Origin of the sequence: Paenibacillus sp. UNC496MF (assembly GCF_900113915.1) — a bacterium.
Classification (GTDB): domain Bacteria; phylum Bacillota; class Bacilli; order Paenibacillales; family Paenibacillaceae; genus Paenibacillus_Z; species Paenibacillus_Z artemisiicola.
In genome coordinates this window covers 199,169-211,387 of the sequence record NZ_FORE01000009.1, presented here as the reverse complement: position 1 = coordinate 211,387, position 12,219 = coordinate 199,169, and the positions used below count along the sequence as shown (strand labels likewise).

Annotated in this window: 14 protein-coding genes; 6 read left to right on the top strand and 8 right to left on the bottom strand. The window is 63.5% G+C overall.

From position 1 onward, the window contains the following. Positions 1-35 precede the first annotated feature (35 nt). A complete protein-coding gene (locus tag BMZ79_RS16810; RefSeq protein ID WP_177222172.1) occupies positions 36-488 on the top strand; it encodes a DUF4362 domain-containing protein in 453 nt (150 codons plus the stop codon). Positions 489-547: 59 nt separating this feature from the next. Beyond that, positions 548-907: a hypothetical protein gene (locus BMZ79_RS16805; RefSeq protein WP_218154703.1), complete on the top strand. Its 360-nt coding sequence runs from the start codon at positions 548-550 to the stop codon at positions 905-907. A 103-nt stretch (positions 908-1,010) separates the two neighbouring features. On the opposite strand, the gene BMZ79_RS16800 is transcribed toward BMZ79_RS16805, so the two are convergent. The 6 genes from BMZ79_RS16800 to BMZ79_RS16775 form a co-directional block, all read right to left on the bottom strand. After that, entirely contained in the window at positions 1,011-1,706 is a 696-nt protein-coding gene (locus BMZ79_RS16800; protein WP_090641845.1) for a metal-dependent hydrolase, read from the bottom strand. Between the two features lie 251 nt (positions 1,707-1,957). After that, positions 1,958-2,764, bottom strand: a complete 807-nt coding sequence (locus tag BMZ79_RS16795; RefSeq protein WP_090641844.1) for an anti-sigma factor — start codon at positions 2,762-2,764, stop codon at positions 1,958-1,960. Then, on the bottom strand, positions 2,761-3,336 hold the full coding sequence (locus BMZ79_RS16790) for an RNA polymerase sigma factor (protein WP_090641843.1): 576 nt from the start codon (positions 3,334-3,336) through the stop codon (positions 2,761-2,763). Before BMZ79_RS16790 ends, BMZ79_RS16795 begins: the two co-directional genes overlap by 4 nt. A 76-nt stretch (positions 3,337-3,412) precedes the next feature. Beyond that, entirely contained in the window at positions 3,413-4,306 is an 894-nt protein-coding gene (locus tag BMZ79_RS35505; protein ID WP_143088975.1) for a cupredoxin domain-containing protein, read from the bottom strand. A 25-nt stretch (positions 4,307-4,331) separates the two neighbouring features. Then, complete coding sequence (locus BMZ79_RS16780; RefSeq protein ID WP_177222171.1) at positions 4,332-5,921, bottom strand: plastocyanin/azurin family copper-binding protein; 1,590 nt, start codon at positions 5,919-5,921, stop codon at positions 4,332-4,334. Positions 5,922-6,033: 112 nt separating this feature from the next. Beyond that, positions 6,034-6,447: a hypothetical protein gene (locus BMZ79_RS16775; protein ID WP_090641839.1), complete on the bottom strand. Its 414-nt coding sequence runs from the start codon at positions 6,445-6,447 to the stop codon at positions 6,034-6,036. Between the two features lie 197 nt (positions 6,448-6,644). On the opposite strand from BMZ79_RS16775, the gene BMZ79_RS16770 reads away from it, so the two are divergent. The 4 genes from BMZ79_RS16770 (at position 6,645) to BMZ79_RS16755 (ending at position 10,032) form a co-directional block, all read left to right on the top strand. Beyond that, a complete protein-coding gene (locus tag BMZ79_RS16770; protein ID WP_090641837.1) occupies positions 6,645-7,103 on the top strand; it encodes a MarR family winged helix-turn-helix transcriptional regulator in 459 nt (152 codons plus the stop codon). Positions 7,104-7,166: 63 nt separating this feature from the next. Continuing rightward, on the top strand, positions 7,167-7,991 hold the full coding sequence (locus tag BMZ79_RS16765; protein WP_177222170.1) for an NmrA family NAD(P)-binding protein: 825 nt from the start codon (positions 7,167-7,169) through the stop codon (positions 7,989-7,991). A gap of 296 nt (positions 7,992-8,287) precedes the next feature. Then, positions 8,288-8,761: a MarR family winged helix-turn-helix transcriptional regulator gene (locus BMZ79_RS16760; protein ID WP_090641833.1), complete on the top strand. Its 474-nt coding sequence runs from the start codon at positions 8,288-8,290 to the stop codon at positions 8,759-8,761. A 35-nt stretch (positions 8,762-8,796) separates the two neighbouring features. Then, entirely contained in the window at positions 8,797-10,032 is a 1,236-nt protein-coding gene (locus BMZ79_RS16755; RefSeq protein WP_371263730.1) for an MFS transporter, read from the top strand. A gap of 118 nt (positions 10,033-10,150) precedes the next feature. Here BMZ79_RS16755 and BMZ79_RS16750 read toward each other — a convergent pair whose 3' ends face one another. Next, positions 10,151-11,335, bottom strand: a complete 1,185-nt coding sequence (locus BMZ79_RS16750; protein WP_090641830.1) for an oxalate decarboxylase family bicupin — start codon at positions 11,333-11,335, stop codon at positions 10,151-10,153. A 15-nt stretch (positions 11,336-11,350) separates the two neighbouring features. Beyond that, positions 11,351-12,094, bottom strand: a complete 744-nt coding sequence (locus BMZ79_RS16745; protein ID WP_090641828.1) for a cupin domain-containing protein — start codon at positions 12,092-12,094, stop codon at positions 11,351-11,353. Positions 12,095-12,219: the final 125 nt, after the last annotated feature.

Sequence of the window (12,219 nt, the reverse complement as noted above, 5' to 3'; positions counted from 1 at the left end):
AATTCCGTTTATCGCGCCAAGGGGGGCTTCCGGTTATGCTCAAGACCAGGATCATCATCGCGCAATCCGTCGCGATCGCGGCGCTGCTGATCGGGGTGGCGCTGCTGCTTCGTCCGATCGCGGCGGGGAAGGCGGTTGCGGACGAGCCGGTCATCTATCGGCTGGACAAGGCGGATCTCGCGCGGGTCGAACGGCTGGTTCGCAAATTCGGCGATGGCTACGGCGATAACCTGATGATCGTGTCGCCGACCCTGGACAGCGGCCCGTATGTTCACGACGTCATGTCGAACGGCCGGGAAATCCGCTGGGTCGTCGATCCCTCCAGGGACGGCTGGACCGTGGACAAAGGCAAGACCGAATACGACTGCGGCGCCATTCGCATGCATGACAGGGACCCGAACTATATCGACGTTCAACTGTCCAGATGCAGCCATCACGCCGCGGACGAGCAGCTCACCGTGCTGACGTTTTCGAAGGAAGACTTATAGCGAGCGTTTCTTCATGCGGCCAATCGTCGATGTTGCTCGCAAGGCAGATCTTAGGCTAGATGGAAGGGGGGGCAGTCGATATGGAATTACCCGGCCTGGTCATCGAACGCGACTTGAGGTTCGTGAATGCCGTGCGGAATTATCGGGTTATGGTCAATGATGCCGAAATGGGAAAGATCGAGAATGGCGAAACGGTAAGGATACCGCTCGAGCCTGGCGAATACGAAGTGCACCTGATTATCGATTGGTGCAGGAGCAATAAAGTCGCCGTTACGATCAAGACGGTTCAAGACCTGACATTAAGGTGCGGGTGCGCGATTCGAGGCTGGCATTATCTGAATCCGTTCAGCATGCCGTATTATATTTTCTTTCGGCGGCATAAGTATTTGTATTTGCTTGACAAAGAGCCCGTTACATAAGCTCGTCGCAGCAGCATGTACAAAAAAACCGGAACCCGCGAGGTTCCGGTTTTTTGCTGTTTAGGGCCGTCCGCCTATCGGCAAAGGAACGCCGGTGCCGGGCTTAGACTTCGAGTTCGTCGCCCGGCGCCATCGCTTTGCCCTTCAGGCCGCGCTCTTCGAGCCGGCGCACGAACTGCTCCGCGTCCTGGTTGATGCCCGGGAACGTGCTGTGGTGAATCGGCACCGTCAGCTTCGCGTTGTACCACTCCGCCGCCTGGAGTCCGTCCTCCGGACCCATCGTGTAGAAGTCGCCGATCGGCAGGAACGCGACGTCGATCGGGTGGCGTTCGCCGATCATCTTCATGTCGGCGAACAGCGACGTATCGCCCGCGTGCAGAATCGTCAAGCCTTCGGCGAAGATGAGGAAGCCGGCCGGCATGCCCGCGTACATAATCTGTTTCGTTTCCTCGACGACGATGCCCGAGCTGTGGAACGCCTGCACCATTTTCGCTTTCGCGAAGCCGAGGTCGAACGTGCCGCCCATGTTCATGCCGATGGCATTCTTCACGCCTTGCCACGACATGTACGCCGCCAGCTCGACGATGGAGACGACCGGCGCGTCGTTGTTCGCTTTGGCGATCGGAGCCGCGTCCAGGATATGGTCCATATGGGCGTGCGTCAGCAGGACGGCGTCGGTCCGAATGTCGTCCGGCTTGACGGTGGCGACGGGATTGCCGCTCAGGAAGGGATCGATGACGAGCGATTTGCCGCCCGTGTGGAGTTGCAGACAGGCATGGCCATGATAACGGATTTTCATAACATCGCGCTCCTTCATGAAATGACTTGGGAATAGACTTCCGTCGTTAATAGTGACATAAAAGCGGGGGCGATTTCAAATGGCCGCCAACGATCAAGGAGGAGCGCGGGTCAAGGCGACCGATGGAAGCCCCGGCCGCAAGCAAAACCGCCCTTCCGGCGGTCCGGCGCGCGGACCGCCCGCGGAAGGGCGGCGAAGCATGCCCGGCGATCGCCATTACATCCGGGCCGCCGCGCTATTCAGGGGCCCGGTCACACCGAGCCGTACATCTTATGCCCGCGCGGCTGGCTGCCGCGGTCGTCCGGTTCGAGCGTGATGCCGATGGCGTCGAAGTCGAGGTCCTTGCCTTGAATCGGCATCGCGAGCAGCCCGATGCCGCGGCTGTCCCGGCCGATCCGGAACGTGCCGGCGCTGCTGCGCTGCCCGTCCTTGAGCAGCCACACCTGATAGGCTTCCTCGCCCTCGGTCGGCGACGCGCCGAACACGTAGACGACGAACTGCCGGCTCTGCCCGTTGTCGATGATGCAGGCGACGCCGGAGGAATTCCCGGCTTCCTGCGACGCGGGCTTCAGCGCGACCAACTGCTCGATGTTGGACGCGGAGACGTTCAGCGCCCGTTCGATCGGCAGCGGGTTCAGCGTTTGTTCGCGGCGAAGCTCGACGTTCCAGACGGACAGCAGCACGATCGCGGCGGCCGCGGCCGCGAACAGGGCGACCGCCGGCTTGCGCGTCCACGCCGGACGGGGGCGGCGATCGGCCGGGGCCGTCCGTTCCGGTTGCATCGCCGGGGCGTTGCGAGCCGCGGCGGCGCCGGCGGCTTCCGCGTCGGCCGCGCGGACGGCGTCCATGACTTCCTGCTTCAGAGATGCAGGCGGTTCCATCATTTCCATAGCGGCGGGAAGCGCCTCCCAAACGAGGTTCAGATCCTCAAGCTCCTGCCTGCACGCGTCGCAGCCGGGGAGATGACGCTCGAAGGCGCGGCGTTCTTCGTCGCTGCACAAGCCGGCCACGTAGCTCAGGCAATCTTCGCATTCCGGCGATTTTCCTCGATCCGTCATCCCGTTCCCACTCCTTCCGCGGACAGATGTCGTCGCAATATTTTCAACGTCTGATGCAGCCTGTTCTTGACCGTTCCGAGCGGCTGGTTGTACAGCGCCGCCAGCTCGCTCAGCGTGTAGCCCTGCCAGTAGAAATGCTCCAGAAGCGTAATTTGCTGCTTGCTCAAGTGCCGGTACGCGCTTCGGATCTGCTCCTTCACGAAGTGATGCTCCGCCAGTTCTTCGGGCGTCTGGCTTCGCCGGTCGGGAATGCGTTCGAGATCCTCGCGCAGATAATGGACGATGCCCAGGTTATCCCTGCGCCGCTTGCGCAGCAGGTCCGCCGTGAGGTTGCGCGCGATCGTCAGCAGCCAGCTCGTGAATTTGCCTTTGTCGGGATCGTAGCCCGATTCGGTCGTCCACAGCCGGAGAAAGACGGCCTGCACGATGTCCTTGGCGGCCGCTTCTTCCTTCAGCGCTTTCCAGGCAAAGGAATAGACGAGTCCCGCATGCCGGTCGTACAGCTCCGAGAGCGCGGCATGCTGCTTGCCTTTGACGAGAAGCATCAATTCGTAATCGGACAGATTTTGCATCGGGCAGCCTCCACGACAGGCAGGTTATGGTCTTTATTGTAACGGGAACGGGGCGGCGGCGCACCATTCGAATGTTCTACTTGACGGTAATGACGCCCTTCATGCCGGGATGCGGCGTGCAGTTGTAGCTGAACGAGCCGGCGTCCTTGAACGCGACCGTCTTCGAGGCGTCCTTGGCCAGCAAATCGGTATCGAACACGCCGTCGACCGACGTCGCGGTATGCTCGATCTCGTCGCGGTTGATGAAGGTGACGCTGTCGCCGGCCTTGATGTCCAGCTTGGCGGGCGAGAACGCGAAGTCCTTGATCTCGACGGTGTACGTTTTGGGCTTGGCGGTTTCGCCGGCGGCCGGCTTGTCGTCCTTCCCGGCGGTTTGGGGCGGCTTCGCGGCGGTTTTGCCGTCGTCCTCGCCCGGCTTCGGCTTATCTTCGGTGCCGCCCTTGCCGGTTGACGGGGCCGCGGCGCCGCCGCCTTTACCGCCGTCCGCTTTGTCCGAGGCGGACGGGTGATCGTCCGCGCCGGATTTGCCGGAGACGGAAGCGGCCGGTTTGTCGCCCGTTTTGTCCGAGGCGGACGGATGGTCGTCCGAGGCTTTGGGCGGATCCGCAGGCTTATTGGCTGCGCCGCCGCCGGAATAGTCCGGCATCGCGCCGTCGTTCGCGCCCGTCGATTGGCCGCCGTCCGCGGAAGCTCCGCCGTCGGTGGAGCCGCTGGCATCGCCGCCGGCGTTTCCGGCCGCGCCGCCGCCGCCGTTCGCGGTCACCGCGTCGCCGCCGCCGTTATCGGCGGCCGCGTTTTGCCCCCCGCCGGCATTGCCCGTCTCGGCGACGGCGTTGCCGCCGCCCGCCTGATCGTTCGCTGCCGCGCCGTTCCCGGAATTGCCGCAAGCGGCAAGCGCCAGGCAGCAGGCCAGCAGCAGGCCGAGGCCCGCGATCGTCGAACGCCGTCTCGGTCTCGTTTGCGTGGTCATCGCGTTCGCACCTCCTTGCAAGTCATTATTTGACGATGATCTGACCCGTCATGAACGCCTTGTGCGGCTCGCAATAATAGTCATAGGTGCCCGGCTTGCCGAGCGTGATCGTGTACGAATCGCCCTTCGCGAGGAGCGGGAGGGCGAAGGCGCCGTTGACCGCCACCGCGTTGTGCTTCATGTCGTCGAAGTTGGTGAAGACGATGCTCGAGCCGGCTTCCACCGTGAGCGGTCCGGAGCCGAACGAGTAGTTCTTGATGTCGATATGGTACGTCTTCGGCACCGGCGCCGTCGTGCCGGCGAATTTGACCGGGTCGACCACGAACCAGACGCCGCCGACGTTCTGCCCGAGCGCATCGCCGTGCTTGACGTCCTTGACGAAATAATAGAGCGGGTAGCCTTTAAACGTGGACTGCTTGCTGCCGTCGGCGCGGGTGATCGTGCCCCAGTCGGCGGCCTTCACGCCGGTCGGCAGGTCGGAACCGGAGGCCGTATAGGCCGGCCAATTGGCGAGGCAATCGCCCGCGCAATTGCTCTTGCCTTGCGTATCCTTATCGAAGTAATAGAGCGTGCGTCCCGCGGCGTCCGTCAAATAATTGCCGAGCGTCGCCGACGTGCCGAGCATCGCGGCGTAGCTTTGCTTCGCGACGAACCAGACGCCGCCGACGGCTTCGCCGAGCGTGTCGCCGGCCTTCTGATCCTTGGCGAAATAGTACAGCGGCCAGCCTTTGTACGTCGTTTGCGTCGTGCCGTCCGTCCGCTGCAGCACGCCGAAGTCGGCGGCGTTCAGCGTCGCCGGGATTTGCAGGTCCGCGCCGCCGTTGTAGATCGGCCACGATTTCAGGCAGTCGCCCGTGCAGCTGTTCGGATCGGGCGCGTCCTTCGTGAAGAAGTAGAGCGTGCGGCCCGCCTTGTCGGTGAAGAGCGTGCCGAGCTTCGCGTCGCGGTGCAGGCGGATCCGTTCGCCGCCCGGGAGCGCCGCCGAGGCCGGCAGCACGCCGGAGGCTTGCAGCATCGCCATGTACGGCATGCCGTCGGACGCGCTCGCCGCGAGCGCTTCGATCAAAGCCGTGGCGATATGCGCGTTCGTGATGGAGGCGGTGCCGGCGATCTGATCCAGTCCCTTGCCGGCGGCGAAAGATTCGGTCTTCGCGTAGTCGAAGTCGGTGCCGGAGCGGTAGCCGAGCGCTTCGAGCAGCACTTTGTACAATTGCTGGGAGCTGATGTTCGCGAGCGGCATGAACGTATTGCCGCCCGTGCCGTTCCAGCCGAGCTCGGGGTGCGCTTTCAGGAAGGCGAGCACCGCCTGGTTGCTTTTGCCGACGGAACCCGCGTCCGCGAAATTGTCCGTGCCTTGGTAGGCGGTTGCTTCCGTCAAACGGCCTTGCAGGCGCAGCGAAATGATCGCCGCTTGAATCCGCGTCGCGGATTTGGCCAAATACGCGGCGTCCACGCCGTTGCCGTCGCCGAGCAGCAGGCCGAGCTTGGCGGCCGTGCCGGCATCCGTCGTCGCGGCCGGAGCCGCGGTGTCGGCGGCATAGACGCCTGCCGGCACCAGCATGGCGAAGCAGAGCGCGAGCAGCAGGCCGAGCCGCCCCAATCGTTTTCCGTTCATCTTCATTCCTCCTTGGGTAGTGGGTCATCCACACAGAGAAACGCCCGAAGCGCGAAAACGGTTCGAGGCAATCGGAAAATAGTTCAGGGGTCCCGGCGCGCAAGCCCAGCGCTCAGTCGGCCGGACGCCACCGCGCCAGGCGGACCGCGCGGATGCGCGCCTTCGCGTGCGCCAAGCCGCGGCCGGCGTCGACGGCGGTCTGCATGCCGTCATAATGCCGCCGCAGGAAAGCGCCGACGGCATCGCCGAGCGCGGCCGCGCGGGCTTCGCCAAGACCGAAGACGGCGGCCAAGCTAGCGGGTTCGTATCCCTCGTCGAGCCGGTGAAGCTCGAGGATTCCCGAGGGCGCGCCGCAGGGCAAATCATACAGGTGATACCGGCGGCCGTCCTTCTCGAATTCCAGCAGGCAGCCGCCGGCCAGTCCGGTCAGCTTCGCCGTGTTCGTGATCTTGGCGTCCGCCGCCTCCGGGAAGCCGGCTTCGGTCATGAAGACGCGCCAGTGCCGGGTGATAGCGTCCAAATACATCGTCGATCGCTCCTCGCTTCAATGCCGCCGCGCGGACAAGGCCATGATTTCGATCCGCGGCGGCTTCGTTACGTTTCAGTATGGCCAGCTTCGGCAGGCATGCGATCGTTCGGATGCGCGGCGGACCCGATTGACAACGTAGCTGGAAATGGCATACAGTATAATTAGTTAAATGTTTAACTAGTTGGAGGGAGCGCATGTCGGAGCTAGAGCTACGGAAGTATGTGACGGAGCAGCCGCTCGAAACCCAGGCGTTCTTCGCGCTCGTCGAGACGACCGCGGAGCTGGTCGCCGTATCCGAGAAATATTGGGCGTCGAACGGCATGAACGGCGCGCGCATGCGCATGCTCGTCGAAATCGCCAAGGCCGGCGGCACGATTCTGCCGTCGGAGCTCGCAAGCCGGATCGGCGTGACGAAAGCGAACGTCAGCGTGCTTTTGCTGCCGCTCGAGCAGAGCGGCTACATTCGCAGCTCGAGCCATCCCGAGGACGGAAGGAAGCGCAGAATCGAGCTGTCACCGGAAGGGCAGCGCGTGCTGACGGAGCTGCTGCCCGGGAATCGGGCAGCCGTTGCCGACGGCATGCGGCGATTGGACGAAGCCGAGATGAGACAGCTGCTGGCGCTGCTGCGCAAATTGCGTCAAGACGGTCCGTAGGCCGTTTTGTCCGCCCTAGTAGTTAAACGTTTAACAATCTATGGAGGAGAGATGATTGTTCGGATGAAAATCGTACTTACGGGCGCGACGGGACAGTTAGGAAGGCATGTGCTTCGCGAGCTGCTTTACCGCGTGCCCGCTCCCGATGTGTCCGTAAGCGCCCGAAACCCGTTCGCGGACGATGACTGGGCGCGCCGCGGCATCGAAGCGCGATACGGCGACTACGACGTCCCGGAATCGCTGGCGCCTTCGTTCAGGGGAGCCGACAAGCTGCTGCTGATCTCCTCGCCGAATCCGGACGACGCGACTCGGCTGCGCCAGCATGCGGGAGCGATCGAGGCCGCCCGCCGGGCCGGCGTCCGCCAGGTGGTCTATACGAGCATCTTCCGCGCGGAACGCGGGCGGCTGCCGCTGCACCGGCTTCATCTGCGGACCGAGCGGCTGATCCGGGAATCGGGGCTCCGCTTCACGTTCTTGCGCAACGCGTATTATATGGACGTACTCAAGATGCTCGGCGTCCGGGAAGCGGCGGCGAGCGGAGAATTGTGGAGCCCGCCGGGCGCGTGGACGTTCAATACGGCGGCGCGCGAAGATTTGGCCGCGGCCGCCGCGTCGGTGCTGACGGAGGACGGCCACGCCGGACGGACGTACGAGCTCGTCCCGCCGAACACGTGGACTCCGCGAACGCTTGCGCAGGCGATCGGGCAGGCGGCCGGGCGCCGGGTCGTCTATCGGACGAACGCGGCCATGGCTAGTCCCGTGTACGGCATGCTGGGGCTGGCGGACATGCGGTTCGTCTCGGACGACTTGGCCCGGCTCGCGGGGCGGTCGCTCCGCGCCATGAAGGACGAAGTGCGGGCGATGCTCGATCCCGCGCATCGGCCGTGACCGGGCGAAGAAGGCAAGCCGCCGGCATTCCGAATATCCGCATGGACGGCTGTCATGGCTGTCCTTGCGCGGCCGTTCCTTCCGGAGCGGTTTTTTCTTATGGACGGGCCGCGCTCTTCCGTCACGCCGCCGCCCGTTCGCTCGTTACATGCGCATCGGCGGTTGCCGTCCGAGCATTCGGCGCGAGTACGGCGCGGCGGATGCGGACGGACAGCCGCCGAACCGGATTGACAGAATGAGTTGCCTGTCATATAGTTGTCTAAACAACTATTTTGTGAAGCGGGGTGATCCGTCGGATGAGCGAGGAATGGAAGAACCCGAACCGGCTGCCGATCGGCTTCGAGATGGGCGTCACGCACCGGAAGCTGGCGGCGCTGTTCCAGCATCGGCTCGGCCCTTACGGGATTACGCCGGAGCAGTGGTCGGCGCTGAACCAGATCGACCGCGCGCAGGGGCTGATCCAGAAGGAAATCGCCGAACGTACGTACAAGGACAAGCCGACGACGACCCGGATTCTGGACCATCTGGAGAGGAAGGGCTTGATCTATAAAAAGCAAGGCGAGCACGATCGCCGGTCGTACGTCGTCTTCAGCACGGACGCGGGCAAAGCGCTTATCCGGGAAACGACGCCGCTCGAGGACAGCGTGACGGCGGACGTCATGCAGTGCATCTCGGAAGCGGAATACGAGACGGTCATGGAGCTTCTGCAGCGGATACAACGTCATATCGGCGGCAAGCTCGACTGCGGCGCGGAGCCGGAGACTGACTAGCGCCGGGTTCCGTTCGAGCGGATCTACGAAAATACATGCGTAATGGAGCGATGAACATGCAGCGAGAACCGCAAACGGCGGCGTTATGGACAAGGCCGTTTATCGCCTTGACGGCTTGCTTTTTTCTATTATTTCTAGGGTTGCAAATGCTGTTGTCTTCTTTCCCGTCCTATGTCAAGGAGGAATTCCAGGCCGGCAACGTACAGGTCAGCCTGGTCACGTCGGTCTTCGCGCTCGCGGCGATCGTGTCGCGGTTCGCGACGGCCGCGCTTATGCGGCGGGTGCCGCGCATGACGCTGCTGCTCGCCGGGCTGGTCATCGCGGCGGCGGCCACGGGGCTGTACACGGCGGCCGGATCGTACGGCACGCTGCTCGCGCTGCGGATCGGCTATGGCATCGGCTTCGGGATGGCAAGCACGATCCTCCCGACGCTCGTCTCCCGCATTATTCCGCGAGGCCGGATGGGCGAGGGGATCGGCTACTTCGGCTTGTCGACGAGCCTCGCGATGTCGATCGGGCCTTCCATCGGATTGAACGTCATGAAGCAGGCGGGCTTCGCGGAGCTCACGATGCTCGGGCTGATCGCCTCGGTGCTGATTTTCCCCGTGCTGTGGCTCGCCAGGTCCAAGCGCCAAGACGAAGCCGCGGCCCGGCCGGACAAGCCTGCCGAAGAGCGGAAACCGCATGCCCCGCGCGGCGTCAACCGCAAGCTGATCTTCCCGGTATTGCTGAACGTGATGCTCTCGGTCACGTACAGCGGCCTGCTTAGCTTTCTCGCGCTGTACGGCGATTATGTGCATATCGGGCAGGTGGGGCTGTTCTTCCTGTTCAACGCGATCACGATCATTCTCGTTCGTCCGTTCTCCGGGAAGCTCTTCGACAGACGCGGCCATGCGGCCGTGCTCCTGCCGGCCGGCTTGTTCGTGGCGGCGAGCATGGCGCTGCTCTCCAACGCGCACGCGATGCCGATGCTCATCCTGTCGGCGCTGCTCTACGGCGTCGGGTTCGGCGCCATTCAGCCGACGATCCAGGCATGGATGCTGCGTTCTTCTTCGCCGGAGCAGTACGGCACCGCGAACAGCATGTTTTACAACTCGACGGACTTCGGCGTCGCGCTGGGCGCGATCGTACTGGGCGCGATCTCCTCGGCTTCGAATTACGCGGTGATGTACCGCTATTCCGCGGGCTGCATGGCGCTGTTCGTCGTGCTCGTCCTGCTGCAGCGCTTCGCGTCCGCGGGCCGCGCCAAACCGGCGGCGGTCGAATCTTAAGCGGCGCCGCGACGGACGGGAACGCTTCGCCGTTCGGCGTCCCCGATCAGACATGCGAACACCCTCCGGACGGAGGGTGTTTTTCGTTCGGCTATGAGAAGGCGGGCATGCGAGGCGTTCAGCGCTGCGGGTATTTCACGACCGGCCACTTGACCTTGCGCAGCGCGTTCATGAGCTCGGGAGACGCGTTGAGGTTGGACTGCACGAGCTGATGCGGCGTGAGCGCCATCCATTGATTGAGCGAGACGTCCTCGAACCGCGGCGCCTTGAACATTTCGAGGAACCAGACCGTGTCCGTGCCCGTGTTTTGGACATAGTGGCCCATCGCGAACGGCACGTAGCCGACGTCGCCCGCGCGGTAGTCGAACGTCCGCGCGATGCCGTTGCCGCCGAACACCGTCATGCGGGCCTGGCCGGACAAGTAATACTGCCATTCGTCGTTATTGGGATGCCAGTGGAGCTCGCGCATCGCGCCGGGCTTGATCTCGACGAGCGCCGCGGCGATCGTCTTGGCGATCGGGAAATTGCCGGAATCCGCGATCCGGACGGTACCCCCGGGGGTTACGATCGGTTCCTGGGCGAGCAAGGAATGCTTGAACGAAAGCGGCACGGTGCCGTACGGCGATTGAACCTCCTGGCTCTCGATCGAGCCCGGCACCTGATCCTGATAAATGTACACTTGGCTTTTCGGAATGCCGGCGAACGCCTCCTCCGGAATGCCGAAGTTCGCGGCGAGGACGTCCTTCGGCGTGTGGGCGAACCAATCGGAAATCGACAGGGTGTTCAAGTCCGAGAAATTGCCGTCGTCGAAGACGAGCAGAAACTCGCAGCCGCCCGCCAACGCTTGAATCGAATGCGGCAGTCCCGCGGGGAAATACCACAAATCGCCTTGTTCGATGTCCGCGATGAAGTTGCGGCCCTGCCAATCCACCGACGTGACGCGGGCGCAGCCCCAGATCATGAAGGCCCATTCCGCCTGCTGATGCCAGTGCAGCTCGCGCACGCCGCCGGGGCGAAGGCTCATGTTGACGCCGGCCAGCGTCGTGGCGATCGGCAGGTCGCGCACCGTGATCTCACGGGACCAGCCGCCTTTGTTCAGCTGCATGTGGGTATCCGAGAAGGACATTTTCAAGTTCGGCAGCAGGCCGTTATCCGTGGCGGGAGGAATGAGCATGTTGATGTTTTCCCTGTCGCGCATCACGTCGCGCGGACCGTAGTCCGGGCCGCCGAAGCCGTCGCTGACCCGGTACGGCTGCGGGACGAACGCCGCCGGATTCACGTTATTCGGTTGATCTTGCGCCATGTCGCGGACCTCCTGTTAGCCATTATAGTGACCGTAACCCCAGCCGCCGTGCGGACCGGAGCCGGGGAACTGCGGGTAACCGTAAGCGGGGCGCTCCCGATGGGCGTACGGCTGCTGTTGATAAGGGACGCCGGCATTGGACGGGCCGGCCATGACTCCCGCGGTTTGGCCGCGGTGATAGCCGGCGTGCTGCGGCGCCGCGGCCGCCCCCGCGACCTGATTGTTGGCGCAGCCGACGGGCGGTCCGATGAAGACCGAATTCGTGATCGGCGCGACCGCGGCTTTCCAAGTCGCTTCGTCGAGGCAGTAGGTATGGGCGTACACGCTGGCCGGCGTCAAGCGGAGCAGATCCGAGCCCAGGATGACCTCCGGCACCGGAGCGTCGAAGATCGCCAGCAGATGCGTATTGTCGGCCGTCGCGATCTCGTAATGCCACCAGCCTTGGGGAACGTTCGCGACCTGGCCCGGCGCGATTGGGAAATTCAGCAGCTGCTTCGTGAACGGATTGATCAACGATACGACCGCCGCGCCCGCGATGCAGTACACGAGCTCGGAGGCGTTCTGGTGGATGTGGGGCTCGACGACGTTGCCCGTGCTGAGGAAAATGTCGAGCAGCGAGACGTTGCCGAGCGTGTTGAGCTGCTGAATGCCGAGCGCGTCGATGAGATTGCGCGAGTCCTTCGTGAAGACATTGTTGTTTTTCAGATCGTACGTGAACTGTACGTTCGGGGAGGTGAAATCCATATAGGACACTGCCATGATGCATCTCCGCCTTTCTATCCGCATGGGTCTCTCCGCATGGGCTAATGCCCTGACGGTTTTAATGTATGTGCCCGGCTGGGCGCGCGTGCCAGGCCGCGTTCGATAAATTGGCGCAATTTGGC